At 58.6% G+C, this 21,072-nt stretch carries 17 protein-coding genes; 10 read left to right on the forward strand and 7 right to left on the reverse strand.

All coding sequences use genetic code 11. From position 1 onward, the window contains the following. The first annotated feature begins 102 nt into the window (after positions 1-102). A complete protein-coding gene (gene nifJ / locus A8B84_RS13800) occupies positions 103-3,696 on the forward strand; it encodes a pyruvate:ferredoxin (flavodoxin) oxidoreductase (RefSeq protein WP_064229715.1) in 3,594 nt (1,197 codons plus the stop codon). Then, the gene (locus tag A8B84_RS13805) at positions 3,689-4,681 is read left to right on the forward strand and encodes a dihydroorotate dehydrogenase-like protein (RefSeq protein WP_064229716.1); all 993 of its coding nucleotides are present in this window, start codon (positions 3,689-3,691) and stop codon (positions 4,679-4,681) included. Before nifJ ends, A8B84_RS13805 begins: the two co-directional genes overlap by 8 nt. A gap of 4 nt (positions 4,682-4,685) precedes the next feature. Here A8B84_RS13805 and A8B84_RS13810 read toward each other — a convergent pair whose 3' ends face one another. After that, positions 4,686-5,090 (reverse strand): acyl-CoA thioesterase, encoded by a 405-nt coding sequence (locus A8B84_RS13810; protein WP_064229717.1) that lies wholly within the window; start codon positions 5,088-5,090, stop codon positions 4,686-4,688. 197 nt (positions 5,091-5,287) lie between these two features. Here A8B84_RS13810 and A8B84_RS13815 point away from each other — a divergent pair, with 197 nt between their 5' ends. The 5 genes from A8B84_RS13815 to phoU all read left to right on the forward strand — a co-directional run bounded on the left by A8B84_RS13815 (position 5,288) and on the right by phoU (position 10,775). Continuing rightward, positions 5,288-6,328, forward strand: a complete 1,041-nt coding sequence (locus A8B84_RS13815) for a substrate-binding domain-containing protein (RefSeq protein WP_138103173.1) — start codon at positions 5,288-5,290, stop codon at positions 6,326-6,328. 136 nt (positions 6,329-6,464) lie between these two features. Then, entirely contained in the window at positions 6,465-7,853 is a 1,389-nt protein-coding gene (pstC, locus tag A8B84_RS13820; RefSeq protein WP_064229719.1) for a phosphate ABC transporter permease subunit PstC, read from the forward strand. After that, entirely contained in the window at positions 7,846-9,120 is a 1,275-nt protein-coding gene (pstA, locus tag A8B84_RS13825; RefSeq protein ID WP_064229720.1) for a phosphate ABC transporter permease PstA, read from the forward strand. Before pstC ends, pstA begins: the two co-directional genes overlap by 8 nt. An 11-nt stretch (positions 9,121-9,131) precedes the next feature. Next, positions 9,132-10,019 carry a phosphate ABC transporter ATP-binding protein PstB gene (gene pstB / locus A8B84_RS13830; protein ID WP_064229721.1) on the forward strand — a complete coding sequence of 296 codons (888 nt, stop codon included), beginning with the start codon at positions 9,132-9,134 and terminating at the stop codon, positions 10,017-10,019. A 33-nt stretch (positions 10,020-10,052) separates the two neighbouring features. Next, positions 10,053-10,775 (forward strand): phosphate signaling complex protein PhoU, encoded by a 723-nt coding sequence (gene phoU, locus A8B84_RS13835; RefSeq protein ID WP_064229722.1) that lies wholly within the window; start codon positions 10,053-10,055, stop codon positions 10,773-10,775. A 331-nt stretch (positions 10,776-11,106) separates the two neighbouring features. On the opposite strand, the gene A8B84_RS13840 is transcribed toward phoU, so the two are convergent. The 5 genes from A8B84_RS13840 to mnmH all read right to left on the reverse strand — a co-directional run bounded on the left by A8B84_RS13840 (position 11,107) and on the right by mnmH (position 15,699). Then, positions 11,107-11,472: a histidine triad nucleotide-binding protein gene (locus tag A8B84_RS13840; RefSeq protein ID WP_064229723.1), complete on the reverse strand. Its 366-nt coding sequence runs from the start codon at positions 11,470-11,472 to the stop codon at positions 11,107-11,109. A 41-nt stretch (positions 11,473-11,513) separates the two neighbouring features. Continuing rightward, on the reverse strand, positions 11,514-12,809 hold the full coding sequence (locus A8B84_RS13845; protein WP_064229724.1) for an FAD-dependent monooxygenase: 1,296 nt from the start codon (positions 12,807-12,809) through the stop codon (positions 11,514-11,516). An 82-nt stretch (positions 12,810-12,891) separates the two neighbouring features. Then, positions 12,892-13,449 (reverse strand): aminoacyl-tRNA deacylase, encoded by a 558-nt coding sequence (locus tag A8B84_RS13850; RefSeq protein WP_064229725.1) that lies wholly within the window; start codon positions 13,447-13,449, stop codon positions 12,892-12,894. Between the two features lie 170 nt (positions 13,450-13,619). Then, positions 13,620-14,453 (reverse strand): mechanosensitive ion channel family protein, encoded by an 834-nt coding sequence (locus A8B84_RS13855; RefSeq protein WP_064229726.1) that lies wholly within the window; start codon positions 14,451-14,453, stop codon positions 13,620-13,622. Between the two features lie 142 nt (positions 14,454-14,595). Next, a complete protein-coding gene (mnmH, locus tag A8B84_RS13860) occupies positions 14,596-15,699 on the reverse strand; it encodes a tRNA 2-selenouridine(34) synthase MnmH (RefSeq protein ID WP_064229727.1) in 1,104 nt (367 codons plus the stop codon). A 133-nt stretch (positions 15,700-15,832) separates the two neighbouring features. Here mnmH and A8B84_RS13865 point away from each other — a divergent pair, with 133 nt between their 5' ends. Then, positions 15,833-16,528 carry a class I SAM-dependent methyltransferase gene (locus A8B84_RS13865; RefSeq protein WP_064230108.1) on the forward strand — a complete coding sequence of 232 codons (696 nt, stop codon included), beginning with the start codon at positions 15,833-15,835 and terminating at the stop codon, positions 16,526-16,528. Positions 16,529-16,933: 405 nt separating this feature from the next. On the opposite strand, the gene A8B84_RS13870 is transcribed toward A8B84_RS13865, so the two are convergent. Continuing rightward, complete coding sequence (locus tag A8B84_RS13870) at positions 16,934-17,317, reverse strand: VanZ family protein (protein WP_227512837.1); 384 nt, start codon at positions 17,315-17,317, stop codon at positions 16,934-16,936. 118 nt (positions 17,318-17,435) lie between these two features. Between A8B84_RS13870 and cysZ the strand changes: the two genes are divergently transcribed. Beyond that, entirely contained in the window at positions 17,436-18,185 is a 750-nt protein-coding gene (gene cysZ / locus A8B84_RS13875) for a sulfate transporter CysZ (protein WP_064229728.1), read from the forward strand. Positions 18,186-18,201: 16 nt separating this feature from the next. Then, entirely contained in the window at positions 18,202-21,063 is a 2,862-nt protein-coding gene (gene rapA, locus A8B84_RS13880) for an RNA polymerase-associated protein RapA (RefSeq protein WP_064229729.1), read from the forward strand. The last annotated feature ends 9 nt before the right edge of the window (positions 21,064-21,072 follow it).

Genomic DNA, 21,072 nt, shown 5'->3' on the forward strand with positions numbered 1-21,072 from the left:
CTTTTCCAAACCTGTCTCAGATCAAACCCGCCCCCTTGCGGTTGTCTCCGTCGATACTAGACTCAAAGCTGTCTGTCGGCCTCACCACAGGGAGTCGTGGCCATGGAGTTTCATACCCTCGACGGCAATGAAGCGGTGTCCTCAGTGGCTTACCGCCTGAGCGAAACTATTGCCATCTATCCGATTACCCCCGCCTCGGTGATGGGCGAACACGCTGATGACTGGGCGGCTCTGGGCAAACCTAATCTCTGGGGGCAGGTGCCCAGTGTGGTGGAGATGCAGTCCGAGGCCGGTGCGGCCGGTGCCATGCACGGGGCGCTGCAGGCCGGTTCCCTGGTGACCACCTTTACCGCCTCCCAGGGACTGCTGTTGATGCTGCCCAATCTCTACAAGATTGCCGGCGAGCTATCGCCGTTCTGCATGCACATTGCCGCCCGCAGCATTGCCACCCATGCTTTGTCCATCTTCTGCGACCATTCTGATGTAATGAGTGCCCGCGGTACCGGGTTTGCCCTGCTGGCGTCGGGGTCGGTTCAGGAAGCTCAGGATATGGCCGCAATCGGCCACGCCGTGACCCTGGAAAGCCGGGTGCCGGTGATGCATTTCTTTGATGGGTTCCGTACCTCCCATGAAATTTCCAAGATTGCAGCGCTCAGTGACGAGGATTTGCAGGCGCTGGTATCGCACGAAGGGGTGGAAGCACATCGTAACCGTCGGATGACGCCGGATCGGCCAGTGGTTCGGGGCACCTCCCAGAACCCGGACGCCTTCTTCCAGGCCCGGGAGGCCATTAACCCCTTCTATCAGGCCTTTCCGGAAACACTTGAAGCCGTGATGAACCGGTTTGCCGGGATTACCGGCCGCCAATACCGGCTGTTTGACTATGTCGGCCACCCCGAAGCCGACCGGGTGGTCATCCTGATGGGTTCCGGGGCCGAATGCGCCCATGAGACGGTGGAGTGGCTGCTGGAGCAGGGCGAGAAAGTCGGGGTCCTCAAGGTGCGCCTGTTCCGGCCCTTTGCCACCGATCGTTTCCTGAACGCTTTGCCGGATACGGTCGAGCACCTGGCAGTCCTGGACCGTACCAAGGAACCCGGAGCCCAGGGCGAGCCCCTGTTGCTTGAAGTCAGCGGTGCCTTGATGGAAGCCTACAGCCGGGGCGATCGCAAGGTGCTGCCCCGGGTGATCGGGGGTCGCTATGGTCTGTCTTCCCGGGAATTTACCCCGGCCATGGTGTGCGCCATTTTCGACGAGCTGAAAGCCGAAGCGCCGAAAACCCGTTTTACTGTTGGCGTGCGGGACGATGTGAGCCATCTCTCCCTGGACGTGGACAGCGAGCTGGATATTGAATCCCCGAAAACCCGTCGGGCGCTGTTCTTCGGTCTGGGTGCTGATGGCACCGTCAGCAGCAACAAGGCCAGCATCAAGATTCTGGGCGAGGGCACGGACCTGTTTGCCCAGGGCCACTTTGTTTACGACTCCAAGAAATCCGGCGCCACCACGGTATCCCACCTACGGTTCGGCCCGCTGCCGATCCGCTCCAGCTACCTGATCAACAGGGCCCAGTTCGTGGCCATTCATGCGCCCCAGTTCCTGGAGCGTTTTGATGTGATGGAGAATGCCGCCGAGGGTGCAACGGTGTTGCTCAATGTGCCCTGGCCGAAAGAAGAGGTCTGGGATCGGCTGTCGGAGGAGGTCCAGCGGGCGCTGGTCGAGCGTAAGGCCCGGCTGTTTGTGATCGATGCTGCCGAGGTGGCGGAAAAAGCAGGGCTGGAACGACGGATCAATACGGTAATGCAGGTCTGCTTCTTCGCCCTGGCGGATATCCTGCCCCGGGATGAAGCCATTGCCCACATCAAGGAATCCATTCGCAAAACCTGGGGCCGCCGCGGGCCGGAAGTGGTGCGCCGCAATGTGGAAGCGGTGGACTCGGCGCTGGACAATCTGCACGAGGTATCGGTACCGGACAAGGTAACGGCCACCCGCTCCCGACCACCGAGAGTGCCGGAGAATGCCCCTGATTTTGTGCAGAAAGTTACTCGCCTGTTACTGGAAGGGCAGGGGGACAAACTGCCAGTCAGCGCCTTCCCGCCGGACGGTACCTGGCCAACGGGAACCAGCCAGTATGAGAAGCGAACCATCGCCCTGGAAATACCCATCTGGGAATCCGACCTCTGCGTGCAGTGCAACTTCTGCGCAATGATCTGCCCGCACACCGCGATCACCAGCAAGGTGTTTGAGCCCGAGACGGTCAAAGGCGCGCCGGAGGCGTTCGAGGTGGTGCCGGAAACCCACACCTCGGAGCTGGAGGGACTGGATTACCGCATTCAGGTGGCGCCTGATGACTGCACTGGTTGCGGTCTGTGTGTCGAGGTCTGCCCGGCAAAGGACCGGACCCAGCCCAAACGCAAAGCCATCAATATGCAGCCAATCGAGCAGCACCGCGAGGTAGAGGCGGATAACCTGGCGTTCTTCCGGCAATTGCCGGATGTGCCCAGGGATCGAATCCCCCGTGATTTCAAATCCCTGCCGCTGCTGATTCCCCTGTTCGAATATTCCGGCGCCTGTTCCGGCTGCGGTGAAACGCCCTACATCCGGCTGCTCACCCAGTTGGTGGGGGATCGGCTGTTGATTGCCAATGCCACCGGCTGCTCCTCGATCTACGGTGGCAATCTGCCCACCACGCCCTACACGGTCAATGCCGACGGCCGGGGGCCCACCTGGAACAATTCGCTGTTCGAAGACGCTGCGGAACTGGGGCTGGGCATGCGCCTGGGGCTGGACAAACTCGTGGGTCGGGCCCGGCAGTTGCTGAACGGGTTCCAGGGGCAACTGCCTGACGCGCTCTATTCTGAGCTGACCAGCGTCTGCGCCACCGTTGATGAATCGGCAATGGCATCCCGGCGCACAGCGATTGAGCAGCTTCGCAGCTGGCTGGCAGACCAGCAGGGTCCTGAGGCAGGGGAGCTCGACAGCCTGGCCGACGAGCTCTGCCCGAAAAGTGTCTGGGTGATTGGCGGCGATGGCTGGGCCTACGATATTGGCTATGGCGGCTTGGACCACGTTCTGGCCTCGGGCCAGAACCTGAAACTGCTGGTGCTGGATACGGAAGTCTATTCCAACACCGGCGGCCAGCAATCCAAGGCCACACCCATAGGTGCCATCGCCAAGTTTGCCTCCGCTGGCAAGGCCACCCGCAAAAAAGACCTGGGCCTGCTCGCCATGAGCTATGGCCATGTCTACGTGGCCCAGATCGCCATGCAGTCCCACAGCAACCACACCACCAAGGCCCTGCAAGAAGCGGAGAGCTTCGATGGTCCGGCGCTGATCATTGCCCACAGCCCCTGCATTGCCCACGGTTACGACCTGGTGCACTCCCCAACACAGCAGAAGCGGGCGGTGGACAGCTGGGCCTGGCCGCTGTACCGGTTTGATCCCCGGCGTATTCACGAGGGGCTGCCGCCCCTGCAACTGGACTCTCTGCGCCAGAAAGTCACCATGAAAGCCTACATGCAGGAAGAAGCCCGGTTCCGGATGCTGGAGCTGAGGGATCCCCAGCGCTACGAACAACTGGTGGCTGCAGCTTCGGAGGCGGCCACTGAGCAGCGTGAACTCTACAAACAGCTGGCGGGGATCCACTTTGAGCCCCACGAATCTTCGGAAGCAGGTAACGACAAGGGTGAACGTCATGACTGAGCTGGCAACCCGTTGGCTGGGGCTGGAACTCCGTTCGCCCCTGGTGGTCGGCGCCAGTCCGCTGACCGATGATCTGGATTCGCTGAGAGCCTGTGTTAAGGCAGGGGCGGGTGCCGTGGTCATGCACTCGCTGTTTGAGGAGCAGCTGGTGGAGGAGCAGATGGCCGCCCACCGGTTTATCGACTCCCGCATCAATATGGACGCCGAGGCCCGTTCGTTTTTTCCGGAATCGGAAGTTTTCGGGATGGGATCAGGCAGTTACCTCCAGCGGCTGGAACTGTTGCGCCGATCACTGGATGTCCCGATAGTTGCCTCGCTCAACGGTATCTCGACGGGAGGCTGGACCGCTCACGCCCTTGAGCTGGAGGCCGCCGGTGCCCATGCCATCGAGCTCAACCTCTATGATCTGGCCACAGATCCTTCTGAGACCGCCACCAGTCTTGAACAGCGCCAGCAAGCGGTGGTCCGCTCAGTGGTTGAGCAGGTGAGCATCCCTGTCAGCGTCAAACTGTCTCCGTTCTATTCGGCATTGCCGGCATTTGTGGCCGATGTTGAAGCGGCAGGCGCTCGGGGATTGGTGTTGTTCAACCGGTTCTATCAGCCCGAGATGGATCTTGATGAGCTGGAGTTGAGCCGGGAAGTGGTGCTGTCTTCCAGCGCCGAGCTGCCGTTGAGGTTACACGCGGCGGCCATGCTGTATGGCCAGACGTCCCTCGAGATAGCGGTATCGGGTGGCGTGCACAGCGGTGATGACGCGGCTAAGGCGATCCTGTCCGGGGCGGCTACTGTTCAGGTGGTATCTGCCATCCTGGCGGACGGCCCCGGGGCGCTTGAGCGTATACACGACGGACTGAACCGGCGCTTGTCTGACATGGGTTATCGGGATCTGACCGAGGCGCGAGGAGCACTTTCAATGGCAAAGGCGCCCAACAGTCGAACCTGGGAGCGCCTCAACTATGCCCGCCTGCTACATGGCTGGAAATGAGAGCCTAAAGATTCTGTTCGGGAACTTCCCGGATTCGACCATGCTCATCAATCGCGACATAGACAAACAGGCCCTCGGTCACCTTGCGTGGATGCTTCGCGGTTCGGTCGAGGGTCCACACTTCCACGCTGATTTTCATGGAACTGCGACCAATATCCACGAGCTCGCAGTAGCAACCCACCTGCGACCCTACCCGCAAAGGTGACAGGAACTCCATCCGGTCCATGGCCACGGTGGCATTGCGTCCCTGGGAAATGCGCCCGGCCATGGTGGCAGCAGCGAGATCCATCTGTTTCACCAGCCAGCCGGCGAAGACATCGCCATTGGCATTGGTATCGGCGGGGAGAGGAATGACCTGGAGGGTAAGATCGCCACGAGGTGTGGGTTTGTCATCGTCTAACGCTGTCATAGTACTGCCTTCTTGCGAGCCTGGAATTGTTTTAACACGCATGGTAACGGGCTGAAGCGCCGCTGCAAGCAAATTTGAACATTCCTGACTATATTTCAGAAGCTGTAACAAAGTTGTCACAGAGTGCCATTAGTCTGCACCCATCGGTAAAGCACATCCGACACAACGTCCAAACCAAAAAATGGAGACATGACGTGATGAAACTGAACAAAGCACTCGCGACTGTAGCACTGGCCGGCTCCGTAGCCGCTATGTCTACACCAGCCATGGCCCGTGACACCATCAGCATCGTGGGTTCCTCAACTGTTTATCCGTTCGCCACTGTTGTTGCCGAGCGTTTCGGCACCAAGACCGACTTCAGCACACCCAAGCTGGAATCTACCGGTTCTGGCGGTGGTATGAAGCTGTTCTGTCAGGGCATAGGTACCCAGCACCCGGACATCACCAACGCTTCACGCCGCATGAAGACTTCCGAGTTTGAGCTGTGCCAGAGCAATGGTGTTACTGATATCACCGAGTTCCGTATCGGTTCTGACGGCATCGTGATCGCTAGCTCCAAGAATGCTGAAAACCTTGAGCTTACGCTTGAGCAGCTGTTCCTCGCACTGGGTTCCAAAGTGCCTGTTAACGGCGAGTGGGTAGCTAACCCGAACGAAAAGTGGAGTGATGTTGACTCCAGCCTGCCGAACAAGCCGATCCGTGTGATGGGTCCTCCTCCGACTTCTGGTACTCGTGATTCCTTCAACGAGCTGGCCCTGGCCGCTGGTTGCGATGAGCTGCCGGAAGCCGCCGACCTGAGCAAGGACGAGCACTCTTCGATCTGTGAAAGCGTGCGTGAAGACGGCGCCTTCATTGAAGCGGGCGAGAACGACAACCTGATCGTTCAGAAGCTGATCGGTGACACCGACATGTACGGTGTGTTTGGCTACAGCTTCCTGGAAGAAAACGCAGACCGTCTGCAGGCGGCTACCCTGAACGGTATGGTTCCGACTGCCGAGGCAATTGCTGCTGACGAATACCCGGTCGCGCGCTCACTGTTCTTCTACGTGAAGAAAGCGCATATCGGCGTGGTTCCGGGCATCAAAGAATACGTTGATGAGTTTATCAGCAACGCAGCCATGGGCCCGAACGGCTACCTGAAAGACGTTGGCCTGATCGTGCCCCCCCGTGAGGCCCTGATGGACCTTATGGACAAGGCCGAGGGTATGCGTAACCTGACCCTGGACGAGCTCAAGTAAGCCAGCGGTTCGGAGAATACAGAGGTGCGGGTCCCGAATGGGGTCCGCACCTTTTGCACGTTTGGACGATCCGGTGCCAGTGCAGAGCTGAACCTGTAAACTGTGCGCCAATACGAAGTCGAATACAGGAATTTTCATGCAACCGGCTAATCTTTTATTACTGACCCTGGTGCTGGCGATCGTGGCCTATTGGCTGGGTTACGCCCGCTCCCGGTCGTTGGCGATGCCGCTGGGTGGGATTCGTCATCTCAAATCCCTTCCGTTTTATTACGGAGCCAGGGCGGCATTGTGGAGTGGCATTCCAGCCTTGATCGTTCTTGGTTTGTGGGCGGCATTCCAGGGCAAGGTCATTCAGCTGATTGTAATTGGCGGCCTGCCGGACGGCATGATGCCCGCGAGCCAGGGTGAAGCGAGTCTTCTGCTGAGCAAAATCAGTAACGTTGCCAGCGGTGCATTGCCTCCGGGTTTCGCTGAGGCACCTATTGTTGATGCTGCGGAGAGGCTCAAGGCGTTGCAGGCCCAAAGCCGTTTGCTGATGTCCACACTTGTAATCTCTGTGGCCGTGCTCGCCGGATTCCTCGGCTGGTTGAGGATCCGACCCCGCCTGAACGCCCGCGCCCAGGTCGAGTCCATTCTCAAGTGGGTGTTTTTCGCCTGCGCGGCCCTGGCTATTCTGACCACCGTCGGGATCATTTTTTCAGTGGCCTTCGAGACTTTCCGATTCTTCGAGAAGGTGCCGTTCACAGAGTTCTTCTTTGGTAGTCACTGGAGTCCCCAGACCGCCCTCCGGGCTGATCAGGTCGCTTCCCAGGGTGCATTCGGCATGATTCCCCTGTTCACCGGCACCCTGCTCATTTCCGCCATTGCCATGATCGTGGCGGTGCCGGTAGGGCTGCTTTCGGCGATTTACCTGTCCGAGTATGCCGGCAAGAAGGTGCGCGGAGTGGTCAAGCCGTTGCTGGAAATGCTGGCCGGTATTCCTACCGTGGTTTATGGCTTCTTCGCCGCGCTGACCGTTGCGCCTTTTATCAGCGACGTGGCCGCTTCCATGGGTATCGAAGCGTCTTCCCAGAGTGCCCTGGCAGCCGGTGCCGTCATGGGCATCATGATTATCCCGTTCGTCTCCTCGCTTTCGGATGATGTGATCAATGCTGTGCCCCAGGCCATGCGGGATGGCTCCCTGGCGCTGGGTGCAACCCAGTCCGAAACCATGAAGAAGGTGATTTTCCCCGCCGCACTGCCCGGCATCATGGGCGGTATTCTGCTGGCCGTGTCCCGGGCCATCGGCGAGACCATGATTGTGGTCATGGCCGCAGGGCTTGCGGCCAACCTGACCGCCAATCCACTGGAAACCGTTACCACCGTCACTGTCCAGATCGTGACTCTGCTTACCGGTGACCAGGAGTTCGACAGCGCCAAGACACTGGCCGCCTTCGCATTGGGCGCCATGCTCTTCCTGGCGACTCTGTTGTTGAACGTCATTGCACTGAAAATCGTACGCAAATATCGGGAACAGTATGACTGATCAACGTTCACAGGCGGAGATTGTCCGCCAGTCGCTCAAGCGCCGCTACCGAAAGGAGCGTCGGTTCCGTGCCTACGGTGTAATCGCGATCGCGATTGCCCTTGGGGCTCTGTTGACCCTGTTTACCGATATCATCGGAAAGGGGTATACGGGGTTCATGAAGACCACCATCACCATGGATGTGCAGCTGGATGGTGAGATGATGTACCTGGATGATCCTACGGATGAACGCCAGATAAAGATGGCCGATTTTGTTGAGCCATTGGTTCAGTCCCTGATCAAAGAAATTCCAGGTGCGAGCGAAGAGAATCGCAAGCAGGTTCGCGAACTGATTAACCCCTATGCTTCGGTGGAGCTGCGCGATGCACTCAAGGCGAATCCGGAGTGGTTGGGTACGACTCAGACCATGACATTCCTCAGTCACACCGATGTGGATGTCTACGTGAAGCACGCGGGGGACGATGCCTACTCGATCAAGCTGAACGACCAGCAGAAAGCCTGGGTGGAAGAGCTTCAGGAGCGGGGCGTTATCGAGACCTCCTTCAACGATGTGTTCTTCAGCGGCGGTGATTCCCGGGATCCGTCCAAGGCGGGCATTCTTGGCGCCATTGTCGGTTCGCTGCTGACCATGTTCGTTACCCTGATCCTGTCGTTCCCGATTGGTGTGGCAGCGGCGATCTACCTGGAAGAATTCGCGCCCCAGAATAAGTTCACCGATTTTATCGAGGTGAATATCAACAACCTTGCGGCGGTTCCTTCCATCATCTTTGGTCTGCTCGGCCTGGCCGTGTTTATCAACCTGTTTGGCATGCCGCGCTCGGTTCCGGTGGTTGGTGGTCTGGTTCTGACGTTGATGACCCTGCCGACCATCATCATTTCCAGCCGCGCGGCAATCAAAAGCGTACCGCCCTCGATCCGGGAGGCGGCGGAAGGTATCGGCGCCTCCAAAATGCAGGTGGTTCTGCACCATGTACTGCCGCTGGCCATGCCGGGCATGCTGACCGGTTCCATCATCGGTATGGCTCAGGCACTGGGTGAAACCGCACCGCTGCTACTCATCGGTATGGTGGCGTTCATCGTGGATGTGCCCGATGGCTTCTTCGATTCGGCCACGGTTCTGCCGGTGCAGGTGTTCCTGTGGGCAGGTAGCCCTGAGCTGGCCTTTATTGAACGTGCGTCGGCAGCCATCATGGTGCTGTTGACCTTCCTGATCAGCATGAACGCATTGGCCATCTGGATGCGCAAACGTCTCGAGCGCCGGTGGTAAGGAGAATCTGAATGAATACTGTCAACACAACGATTACCAGTGAAGTTGGTCAACCTGAAGAAGCGGTAGTGCCAATTTCAGATGAAAAACCGGCGGAGACCGTCATCGAGGAAGGCAAAACGGTTGGCAAACCGTTCGCCGATGATCCGAAGTTCAAGCTTCGCGATGTCGACGTGTTCTACGGAGACACCCGGGCGATCAAGAAAATCAGCCTGGATATTGGCCGTAACGAAGTCATCGCCTTTATCGGACCGTCTGGTTGCGGCAAATCCACCTTCCTGCGCTGTCTGAACCGCATGAACGACAGCATTGATATCTGTAGTGTGAAGGGGTCCCTGCACCTGGACGACCACGACATTTATGATCCAAAGCGTGACGTGGTTGAACTCAGAGCCCGGGTTGGAATGGTGTTCCAGAAACCCAACCCGTTCCCCAAGTCCATTTACGACAACGTGGCCTACGGCCCCCGCATCCACGGGCTGGCCAATCGCAAATCGGATCTCGATGAAATCGTGGAGAATAGCCTCCGTAAGGCCGGTCTTTGGGAAGAAGTTAAAGATCGCCTGGACGCCAATGCAACCGGTATGTCTGGCGGCCAGCAGCAGCGTCTGTGTATTGCCCGTGCGATTGCAGTGAGCCCTGAAGTTGTGCTGATGGATGAGCCCTGCTCGGCGCTGGATCCTATTGCCACGGCGAAAGTGGAAGAACTGATTGCCGAACTGTCCGAGAGCTACACGATCGTTATCGTGACCCACTCAATGCAGCAGGCGGCCCGGGTATCCCACCGTACGGCCTACTTCCACCTGGGGCACCTGGTGGAAGTAAACGAGACCAACAAGGTATTCACCTCGCCGGAACATGAACTGACCGAGTCCTACATCACCGGCCGCTTCGGCTGATTCCGGACCTGAGGAATTTTGGAGAAGAACAGTATGCCTACTAAGAAGGACGACGTTTACGGGGATCATATCTCCCATAAGTTCAATGACGAACTGATGGAGCTCAAGACCGAGTTTCTGAAAATGGGCGGCATGGTAGAAGCCCAGGTCGAGAATGCCATTCAGGCGCTGGTGGATGGCGATGGCCATCTGGCTGACGAGATCCGCGCCAACGACAAGAAAGTCGACAAGATGGAAGTGGAGATCGACGAGGAAGCCACCCTGATCATCGCCCGTCGCCAGCCGACGGCAAGGGATCTGCGTCTGGTCATCTCGGTCATCAAGATGGTCGCCGATCTGGAACGTGTGGGTGACGAAGCCAAGAAAATCGCCAAACTGGCTATCAAACTGCAGGAAGAGGGCCAGGCCCCCCGCGGCTACGTGGAAGTGCGCCACATCGGTACCCACGTGCTAAGCATGCTTCACGATGCCCTGGACGCCTTTGCCCGGCTGGATTCCGAGCAGGCACTGCGGATCATGAAGGAAGACAAGCGCGTCGATGAGGAATATCAGGCAGCGGCCCGTACTCTGCTGACGTTCATGATGGAAGATACCCGCAACATTTCACGGTGCATGTCCGTAATGTGGGTGCTCCGTGCCCTGGAGCGGGTAGGTGACCACGCGTGCAACATCGCCGAGAACGTGATCTTCATGGTCAAAGGTGAGGACGTTCGTCATACGCCGGTGGAAGAGGCTGAGAAAGTCGTAGGTCGCTGATCGTTTGACTTGGGTGGCTGGCGGGGCTGGTCCGGCCTTTCCAGACACGCCCGCAAGTACGTCCCTGTAGGGCTTGGCTGTGGCCATCCATGGCCACAGACAGTCTGGAAAGCCCGGACCAGCCCCTCCGTTCAAACCTTGGTGCTGCCTATCAGTAGTATTTGGTAGTTACTAAGCACGCCTAACTGTGTGGTTTGACCGGCCGGCGTGTGGTGCGGCTTTCCGGGACTGTCTTTCGCCATGGATGGCGAAAGTCAAGCGACCAGGGACGGCTCGAGCGTGTCCCGGAAAGCCGCACCACATGCCGGCCCTCCCCATAGGTCTAAAGCAATCAGGCCTGCTTCATCTTATCGGTATACGGAGGCCAGCCCAGCGGCTTGCCGGCAAGGACGTGCAAGTGGATGTGGAACACCGTTTGCCCCGAATTTTCCCCGCAGTTCATGACAACGCGATAGCCGTCGTCGGCAAACCCCTTCTCTTTGGCAATCTTCGCTGCCACCAGATACAGATGCCCCACCAACTCCCGATCTTCTTCGGTAATGTCATTGATGGTGGCGATGGCTTTCTTGGGGATGACCAGAAAATGCACAGGCGCCTGCGGGTTGATGTCACTGAACGCCAGGGCGATGTCGTCTTCGTAGAGGATGTCTGCGGGGATTTCGCGGTTGATGATCTTGGTGAAAATCGTCTCTGACATGGTGGCTCCTTTTCACTTGTCCTTGGGATTGTTGTTTCGCTCTAAAGCTGATTCAGGCCCGGAATCCGGGAGGTTATCTGTCTCACGACGGCCGGCAGTTCCTCGTCGATGCCCATGGCGTATCGGGCCACCCGGTTGCGGGCGAAGGGCAGGGCCCGGGCGGCGCCGAGGCCGAGGTTGCGCAGAAGGTGGATCGGTGGAATCTTGTTGCTGAACAGATGGTAGAACAGATCCATGGTCAGCATCATTCTGCGGTTCGCCGGCCGGCGCTGTTGTTCGTACAGGTTCAGCCATTTCGAATCGGCCAGGTCGTCACCGGCGCGCTTGGCCTCTTTGAGGGCTGCCTGAAGGGCTTGCGCATCCTGGAAGCCCAGGTTCACTCCCTGGCCAGCCAGCGGGTTGATGGTGTGGGCTGAATCGCCGGCCAGGACCACTCGCCCGGCGTGGTAGTGTTTGGCGTGCTGGCGGGCAATGGGAAACGAGGCCTTGCTGTCGATGTGGGTCAGCAGTGGCAGGCTCGTGGGAAACGACGACTGGATCTCGCTCATCAGCGTGTTGTCGTCCAGCGATTTCAGGCGCGCCAGCTCTTCGGGTGAATCGTACCAGACCAGTGAGCCCCAGCTTTCGCCGGGATGTTCCGGGCCAGCGCTGTGCAGGGGCAGGAAGGCCCGGGGGCCGGAGGGGTGGAAGCCCTGCCAGGTAATGTCCTCGACTGGCCCTTGATAGCGTACCGAGATGACCATTGCCTGCTGGTCATACTGGTTCCGGGTGGTGCCGATGCCGGCCAGGTCGCGAATTCGCGACTGGGCGCCATCGGCTCCAACCACCAGGGTTGCGACCAGCTCTCGGCCATCATCCAGGGTGACCGTCGCTGTATCACCGGACTGCGCCAGTAAGGCCACACCCTGACCGTGGAACAGGGTCACCTGGGGGCAGGCCTCGGCAGTTTGCAAGAGTGCCTGCTGGGTCACCGAGTTTTCGACAATATGCCCCAGGTGCTGTGCCCCCAGCTCGGTGGCGTCGAATTGAACTTCAGCCAGCTTTCTGGGCACCAGATTCTGCAGTGGATAACGGGTTTCATCCCACACGGCCAGGCGTCTGTAGGGCGTTGCCCGCATGCGGAGTATATGGTCCCAGGTGCCCAGGCTCTGAAGATAGCGCTCGCTGCCGGCGCTGAGGGCAGAAACCCGGATATCCGGGGCGCTGTCTGGATCAAAGGCGGGCGGCGGAGCCCGGTCAACCAGGGCAACGCGGAAGCCATTCTGGCCGAGGCCAGTGGCGAGGGCAGCACCGACCATGCCGGCACCAACTACCACAATATCAAAGGCTTGAGTCATATCGGTTTCCTGTCTGATGCCCCCAGTTTACGCGATGGCGGCAGCCAGACAAGAGACCGGGATCAAGCCGGCCAGAAAAGCCTTAGTACCCGGCCATTCCTGATACCCGCTGCTTGGCAGCGTCGTCCGGCCGGCGACGGCCCTTGACCAGCCACGCGGGTTTCTGGGCTCCCGGTTTGTTGAAGCCCTGGTTCAGTACCATGGGTTGCACAAGGGTCAGGAAATCAGCGGTTTTCATGTGGACCGATTCGCTGTGACTGCCCGCGGCGAAGGCAAGCTCCGGCTGCTCGGTCAAGGCTTCTGCGCAATACACGGTCATTCCGAACAGGTTGCCAAAGGGGGGCATGGCGCCTACTTCACAGTCCGGGAAGCGGTCTTTGAATTCCTGCTCATCGGCGAGATCGATAAAGTCGGTGTCCAGGATGCGTGATAGCCTGTCCCAGCGGATTCGCCAGGTTGCTGGCATGACCAGCATTGCCATTTTGCCATCCAGCTCGATGATCACCGTTTTAACGACGCGGTCGCCGGCAATCTTTACGTGGTGGGCCAGTTCCTGGGCAGTATACGCAGGAGGGTGAGAGAGGCACATGTATTCCACACCCGCCTCATCAAGGAATTCCTTCAACTGCTGTACCGGCATAGTGACAACCTCCTACCAGCAATGACAGCGTTCCGGAGCCTGTTTTGATCAGATTGCCTGGCCCCGATGGCCTGGCGGGGTCGGTAAACCCCGCCATTAATGGTCAGCTTAGTTGAGGTTACGCAGTTTGCGAGTAACCAGATGTATCAATGAGAAACCGATCGCGAATCTCAGTCGGTTTTAATCATATGCACATCGCGCTGGGGGAAGGGGATGCTGATGCCTTCGGCGTCGAACGCTTTTTTCACCTTCTCGTGCATGTCCCAGTAGAACGGCCAAAGATCGGCGGACTTGGTCCAGGCCCGCACGGTCAGATCGACAGAACTTTCACCCAGGGCGCCAACCACGATCAGAGGCTCGGGGTCTTTCAGTGCGCGCTCGTCTTCTTCGATAAGTCGCTTGCAGACGGCCTTGGCCTTGTCGATGTCATCGCCGTAGCCGATGCCGAAGCTCATGTCGCAACGGCGGGTCTCATAGGCGCTCAGGTTGGTCAGGCTGGCGTTGGCCAGTTGACCATTCGGGATCACGATCCGGCGGTTATCGAAGGTGTCGACAATGGTGTAAAGGATGGATATTTCCCGGACGGAGCCCAGGTAGCCCTGGGCGTCGATGACATCGCCGACCTTGAAAGGCTTGAATATCAGGATCAGTACGCCGCCGGCGAAGTTGGCCAGGCTGCCCTGAAGCGCCAGGCCGACGGCCAGACCGGCAGCACCGACGATGGCGATGAAGGATGTGGTGGCAATGCCAACCATCGACGCCACGGAAATCAGCAGCAGGATCTTGAGGATGACGCTGATCAGGCCGCAAAGAAACTTGTTCAGGGTGGGGTCTTTCTTGCCCAGCTTGTTATCGAGTACGTTTACAAACCGGTTGATCAGCCACATGCCCACAATCAATGTGACAATCGCCAGCACCACTTTCGGGGCATAAGTCATGACCAGGGCCATGGCTTGATTCATAAGTTCCGAGGCACCGCCCTCAGCGCCGAATAGATCTTCCATAAAGGACTCCTTGTTCGTTGGTATTCTTCATAAGTGTCGGATTAACGGACAAAATCCTGCAACAACGTGATTCGTCTACTTCTCTATATAGCAGACAAATGTCAGGGGCGTGTATTGCAGGTAAAAATGTTCAGTCAGTCGCTTACGCAATTGAGCGCTCACTGGCCCAGTCAAGAATGGTTTTGGGGCCTCCGCGGACAAGAATTCGGCCCTCTTTCTGGCTCAGCTGGTAGTCGTACATGGGGTCGTAATAGTCCTGAAGCAGCGCCTGAATCCACGCGTCATGGGCGCCAGTCAGTCCGGTGGCTTCCTGCTGCACAAGCGCCTCTTCCATCAGGCCGCGCAGCTGTTTATGCCGCTCGCCACCCAGGCGCTTGCGAATGCGATCAATGGCACTCAACAGGTAGTCCCGGAAATTCAGCCAGCCCGCTTCGGCTCCGTCGCGGTTCACGTAATCCGAGAACATGCCTTCAACATAGTCTTCCCGGATAATGGCAACACGCTCTGCCATGGGTTGCTCAAGAATCAGCAACGGCGACTCGGCCATGCGATCCTTGAGGGATTCGGGCAGGGCACAACGCCCTACCAGGCGGCTTTCATCTTCAAGGTAAACCGGGCCATCGTTGAAGTGACGTGCTTTGAGCATGGCTACGGCCAGTCGGTTCTCAAAATCGATCTGTGAGGGTTGGGGCGTTACCTGGCGCCCGAAACTGGAGCCGCGGTGGTTGGCCAGGCCCTCAAGATCCACCGGATTGGGGAGCTGTTTCAGTACCCGTGTCTTGCCGGTACCGGTGCGCCCGCTGAGAATCCGGAATTCGCCGGATTCAATCTGCGCTTCCAGGCTGTCGATCAGAAACCGGCGCAGTGCCTTGTAGCCGCCTTTGACCAGCGGATAGTCAATGCCAGCCTCCCGGATCCACTGTTGGGTAAGCCGGGAACGCAGGCCGCCCCGGAAGCAGAACAGATAACCCTCGGGATGGCGGGCAATAAAGCGCTTCCAGGCTTCAATACGCTGGGCCTTGATGTCGCCGGATACCAGCTGATGGCCCAGCTCGATGGCTTTGTCCTGGCCTTTTTCCTTGTAACAGATGCCGACCCGGTGGCGCTCCTCATCGTTCATCAGGGGCGCGTTTTCGGTTTTTGGAAAACTGCCACGACTGAACTCCACCGGTGCCCGGACGTCCATCAGCGGCACATCGTTCAGGAACAGGGAAAGGTAGTCGTCGGTGTCGGGTCTGCTTGCCATTTCAGCGGTAAACCAGTTGTCAGATGGAGGCGGCAGTATAGCGGAAATGGCTGTTTTCTGCTTGCCGCACCCTGTTTCCCGCCAGGGTCATGGGTACAATGGCGCCTCCGTGAAATTCGAGGTTGGATACCCCATGTCTGAGGACTGTCTGAATCAGCACCTGCGCAAAACCCTGGCCCGGGGCCGGGTGGCCGTGTCCCGCCCCGCAGGCTGTGAGCGAATCGCCCTGTATCTCTTTGATCCGACGGTGCTTGAAGGGCCCTTGTCCCATGAAGAAGCTCAGGCGGTGGTTGCCGAGCCTGCCTATTGGTCGTTTTGCTGGGCCAGCGGCCAGGTGCTCGCCAGCTGGATTCTGGACAACCCCAAGTGGGTCGAGGGTAAGCGGGTCCTGGATTTCGGTTCCGGATCCGGAATAGTGGCCGTGGCTGCGGCAATGGCCGGAGCAAGGGAGGCCATCGCCTGCGACATTGACCCGGCGGCCCTGGACGCAGCCAGTGCCAACGCGGCTCTCAATGGCGTTTCCATTGGCCTTTGCCGTGACTGGGCAGATCGCCCGAAGCATCTGGACGTGGTGACAGCGGCGGATGTGCTCTACGATCCTGAAAACCGGCCGTTGCTCGGAGTTTTTCGCGAGGCGGCACCCCGGGTTTTGCTGGCGGATTCGCGGATGAAAGTGTTGGGTGACAGCGCCTACCGCAGACAGACAACGATTGAGGCCCGGACCTGGCCGGATCTGCATGAGTTCGAGGAGTTCAATAAGGTGCGCATCTATCTCGCTGGAGTGACCAGCGGGAAGGCTGAAGCAGAAGCGGTGGGCTTAAAAAAATAAAGGGCAACCATACGGTTACCCTTTCTCGGAACAGGTCGGCGCATCCTTGCGCATTGGGCAACAGCCATGTTGCGAGATCCTTGAGCCACTCCGTGGTGCCGGCATCCGAGCCGGCTATCCGAATAGTTATCCCTTAAGCGAGGCGTCCCTGTGTCCTTGCCTCTCCCTGCAATCCATGCCGGGGTGCATCCAGTGCGTCGTCCATTTCCCTGTCGTCCTTGATGTAAACACTATACCAATTGGATTCTGACAAACGTGTGAACTGTGCACCCGTTACGATTGGGGTCGGCGTTGAATTATCCAATAAAATATACATATCAGTAAGTTAGGATTTCCCTAAGGGCGTATTCGCACCACTGCGCACGTGATGTCACCGCAAGATCTCACGTCTTTGTGAGATATATCTCACAGGGATCCTGGCGAATTTCGCAAATCCGGTTTTCCGACTCTGCGAATGCCGGGCCAGGGAAGGAGGCCGATGGCGATTCCGGCGCCGTCTGCTGCCAGATCTGCCAGGGAAAATTCCCGGTAGGGAAGGTTTGCCTGGATGATTTCGATCCCAAGGCCAAAGCTCAGCAGTGCCGGTGCAAACCAGATCGCCCGAAGTTCCGGCCAGGCCAGGCGGGTCAGTATGGTGAGTTCAAGAAAGGCGATCAGATGGTTAACCTTGTCGCTTGATGATGAGGGAATGGGGTAAGGATTGTCCGTTGTCGCAAGAAACCCGATGGCCAGCACGGAAACCACAAAAGCTGCCCGCCAGAGGGGGCGGTATTGCAAAAGGCTGGTCATTTGTTGTTTCAAAGTATCCATCGGGGAAGTCACTGAGCGTTCTCGGGCTGTGGGAATGTTGCCAACATGATATGCTTTGCGCCCCGTCATTGTCATTGAAGCGGAGGTCCTGCCAGCTATGCTCAAGGGTAATTTTTTTCGTGGACTGGGCTATCTGGGTGAAGGTTTCCGCCTGATTCGTCAGCCCGGCCTGCGGCTGTTCGTCATTATTCCACTGATTATCAATATTCTGCTCTTCGGCTTGCTGTTCTTCTTTATGGGAGAGCTTTTTGCCGGCCTGATCGCCGCCGCCATGGCGTGGTTGCCGGACTGGGCCTGGCTTCAGGCACTGGATTGGCTGTTCTGGATTCTCTACGGCGCGGTCATCGTGCTGATGTTGGCCTATGGCTTCGTGATTGTCGCCAACCTGATTGGCTCCCCGTTCTACGGCTACCTTGCCGAGTTGACGGAAAAACATCTGACCGGTCAGGAGGTGAACACCGACGACAGCTGGGCATCCATTATCAAGGACATTCCCCGCGCACTCTGGCGTGAGGTCCAGAAGATTCTGTATTACCTGCCCCGTGCCATCGGCCTGCTTATCATCGGCCTGATCCCGGTTGTTAACCTGGTTGCAGCCGTTCTGTGGTTTCTTTTCAACAGCTGGATGATGGCCCTGCAATACGTGGACTATCCCGCAGACAACCATAAGGTCAGCTTCCCCGCCTTGCGTCGTTTGCTGGGTGACACGCGGCTGTCTGCCTTCGGGTTCGGCTTACCGGTGGCATTGGCCGCCATGGTGCCGGTGCTGAACCTGTTTGTGGTGCCGGCGGCGGTGTGCGGGGCAACGGCTTACTGGGTGCGTGAGAACGGCGCCACAAGAACTTAATTGGTCTGGAGGTTTCTTGGATACATCGGAATTTGTTATTGGTCAGCGTTGGGTCAGCCACAGTGATACCGGCCTGGGACTCGGAATTGTCACGGATATCTCCGGGCGCCGGGTGACCCTCGGGTTTCCTGCTGCCGATGAAGAGCGCACCTACGCGATTGATAACGCACCTCTGTCCCGCATCATCTATCAGCTGGGCGAGGAGATTGAGACCTTTGACGGCGAGCGGTACACCGTTCGCGCGGTCGAGGATATCGGTGGTGTACTCATGTACCACGGAGACGATGGTACCGACCTGCATGAAATCTCCGAGGTAAAACTTGCAGGCTCGGTTAATTTTTCAGCGCCGCACCAGCGGCTGTTCGCGGGCCAGTTCGATCGCAACGGCGCTTTCCGGTTGAGGTACGCCACACTTCAGCACATGAACCGGCTGCGGGCATCCCCCGCCCAGGGGCTGATCGGCGCTCGCACCCAACACCTGCCGCACCAGATCTACATTGCCCATGAAGTTGCCCGGCGTCATGCGCCTCGGGTGCTGCTGGCCGATGAAGTCGGCCTCGGCAAAACCATCGAGGCGGGGCTTATCCTGCATTATCAGCTGCACACCGGGCGGGCAAAACGCGCCCTTATCGTGGTGCCGGACTCCCTCACCCATCAATGGCTGGTGGAGATGCTTCGGCGTTTCAATCTGCGTTTCTCCATCGTGGATCAGGGTCGCTACGATGCCCTGAAAGAGCAGGAAAGCGACGTTGATGCCCTGGTTAACCACATTTTTGGCGACGAAGACGCGGTCAATCCCTTTGAGAGCGAGCAGCTGGTGCTCTGCAGTCTCGATTTCCTGAAGAAAAGCCAGAAGGCGCGGGACGATGCCCTGAAGGCCGAATGGGACCTGATGATTGTAGACGAGGCCCATCATCTGGCCTGGAGCCCGGGAGAGGCCAGTCCGGAGTACCAGATCGTTGAGGAATTATCGGCGATCAGCCGGGGCTTGCTGTTGTTGACGGCGACCCCTGAGCAGGTGGGTGTTGCCAGTCACTTTGCCCGTTTGCGGCTGCTCGATCCGGCCCGTTTCCACGATCTGGAAGCCTTCCGGAAAGAGGAAGAGCAGTACGAGACGATTAACGCTGTTGTCCGTCGGCTTCAGGACGAAGAATCCGAAATCAGTGCCGAAGACCAGAAACTGCTGCGGGAATGGCTTGGCGAAGAGCTGGACCAGCTATTGGCCGGAGACAACCCACGGCAATCGGTCATCGATGCCTTGCTGGATCGACATGGCACCGGGCGGGTGCTGTTCCGGAACACCCGGGCGGCAATTCAGGGATTCCCCGAGCGCCGTCCCAATCCGGAGCCATTGGCTTGCCCGGCCATGTACGAAGGTCTGGCTTCAGGTATTCAGGGGCTGACCCCCGAGCAACTGGTGCCCGAGGAGCAGTGGCTGGCAGACGATCCGCGGGTGGCGTGGCTTGAGAAAAAGCTGGTCAGCCTGCGTCCCGCAAAGGTCGTTGTCATCTGTGCCAGCGCCGAGACCGCCATGGCCCTGGAGCATTATCTCCAGCTGCGGGCCGGCATCCGCAGTGCTGCCTTCCATGAGCACCTGAGCCTGATCGAGCGTGATCGCGCCGCCGCCTATTTTGCCGACACGGAGCAGGGTGCCCAGGCGCTGATCTGCTCTGAAATCGGCAGCGAAGGCCGTAACTTCCAGTTTGCCCATCACCTTGTGCTGTTCGATCTGCCCGCAAACCCGGACTTGCTCGAGCAGCGCATAGGCCGGCTGGACCGGATCGGTCAGACCGAAGCCATCGATATTCATGTTCCCTATCTGCGTGATACCAGCCAGGAGGTGCAGTTCCGCTGGTTTCATGAAGGTTTGAACGCATTCGCCGAAAGCTGCGCCGTGGGTGTTGCGGTTCAGGAAACGGTGCAGGCCCAGTGGCAGCAGGCTATTGATGGTGATGCCAGTATCTCCGACGAGCTGGTGAAAGCTTCTGAAAACGAGGCGAAACGCCTGAAAACGCTGCTGCAAAATGGCCGCGATGCCCTGATTGAGCTGAATTCCTGCCGGCCTGAGGTGGCAAAGGATCTGATCGCTGCCATCGAAGACGAAGAAGCCGAGGCCAGGGTTCGGGACTACATGATGGAAGCCTTTGACATTCTCGGCGTGGACGTCGAAGACCATGCCGATCACTCCGATATTCTGCGGCCCGGCGAACAATACCAGGCTGGCCATGTGGCCGAGTTGCCGGAAGATGGGATGACTGTGACCTGGGATCGAAACAATGCCCTCGAGCGGGAAGATCTGGCGTTTATGAGCTGGGAGCACCCGATGGTTACCGGGGTGATGGACTCGGTCACCAGTTCCGGTCTTGGCAAGGCCGCCCTTGCCAGCCTTTCCGTCAAGGCCTTGCCTCCTGGAACGCTGCTGATGGAAGCCCTGTTCACCGTGCACTGCCCGGCGCCAGAAGCCCTGCAGCTGACCCGCTACCTACCGGTCTCGCCACTTCGGCTACTGGTGGACGTGAATGGCAAGGAACTCTCGGGGGCGTTGCCCCACGACCGCCTGAACGAGATGTGCTCGAATATCCGCCGGCGCACGGCCCAGGCAATCGTGCCCCAGATACGGCCCCAGGTCGAAACCATGGTGGATCACGCTGAGCGGTTGTCTGAGCCTCACCTGGAACCCCTGAAAACAGCGGCACTTGAGCAGCTCGCAGCCAGTTTCGAGCCGGAAATCCGGAGACTGGAAGCGTTGCAGAAAGTGAATCCGGCGATCCGTGAAGAGGAAATCGACTTCTTCCGGAACCAGTTCGCGGCGGCGAAAGAGGCCATAGGCCATGCCAGCCTGGCTCTGGAAGGTATTCGTGTGATTGTGACCTCATAAATCAGGGTC

Source organism: Marinobacter sp. EhC06 (assembly GCF_001650915.1).
Taxonomy (GTDB): domain Bacteria; phylum Pseudomonadota; class Gammaproteobacteria; order Pseudomonadales; family Oleiphilaceae; genus Marinobacter.

Coding starts and splice junctions, on each gene's coding strand:
- A8B84_RS13855 (WP_064229726.1), bottom strand. CDS start 14,453: ATGGAAGATCTATTCGGCGCTGAGGGCGGTGCCTCGGAACTTATGAAT.
- A8B84_RS13815 (WP_138103173.1), top strand. CDS start 5,288: ATGAAACTGAACAAAGCACTCGCGACTGTAGCACTGGCCGGCTCCGTA.
- cysZ (WP_064229728.1), top strand. CDS start 17,436: ATGCTCAAGGGTAATTTTTTTCGTGGACTGGGCTATCTGGGTGAAGGT.
- A8B84_RS13810 (WP_064229717.1), bottom strand. CDS start 5,090: ATGACAGCGTTAGACGATGACAAACCCACACCTCGTGGCGATCTTACC.
- pstA (WP_064229720.1), top strand. CDS start 7,846: ATGACTGATCAACGTTCACAGGCGGAGATTGTCCGCCAGTCGCTCAAG.
- A8B84_RS13845 (WP_064229724.1), bottom strand. CDS start 12,809: ATGACTCAAGCCTTTGATATTGTGGTAGTTGGTGCCGGCATGGTCGGT.
- mnmH (WP_064229727.1), bottom strand. CDS start 15,699: ATGGCAAGCAGACCCGACACCGACGACTACCTTTCCCTGTTCCTGAAC.
- A8B84_RS13840 (WP_064229723.1), bottom strand. CDS start 11,472: ATGTCAGAGACGATTTTCACCAAGATCATCAACCGCGAAATCCCCGCA.
- A8B84_RS13850 (WP_064229725.1), bottom strand. CDS start 13,449: ATGCCGGTACAGCAGTTGAAGGAATTCCTTGATGAGGCGGGTGTGGAA.
- phoU (WP_064229722.1), top strand. CDS start 10,053: ATGCCTACTAAGAAGGACGACGTTTACGGGGATCATATCTCCCATAAG.
- nifJ (WP_064229715.1), top strand. CDS start 103: ATGGAGTTTCATACCCTCGACGGCAATGAAGCGGTGTCCTCAGTGGCT.
- pstB (WP_064229721.1), top strand. CDS start 9,132: ATGAATACTGTCAACACAACGATTACCAGTGAAGTTGGTCAACCTGAA.
- A8B84_RS13865 (WP_064230108.1), top strand. CDS start 15,833: ATGTCTGAGGACTGTCTGAATCAGCACCTGCGCAAAACCCTGGCCCGG.
- pstC (WP_064229719.1), top strand. CDS start 6,465: ATGCAACCGGCTAATCTTTTATTACTGACCCTGGTGCTGGCGATCGTG.
- A8B84_RS13870 (WP_227512837.1), bottom strand. CDS start 17,317: ATGACCAGCCTTTTGCAATACCGCCCCCTCTGGCGGGCAGCTTTTGTG.
- A8B84_RS13805 (WP_064229716.1), top strand. CDS start 3,689: ATGACTGAGCTGGCAACCCGTTGGCTGGGGCTGGAACTCCGTTCGCCC.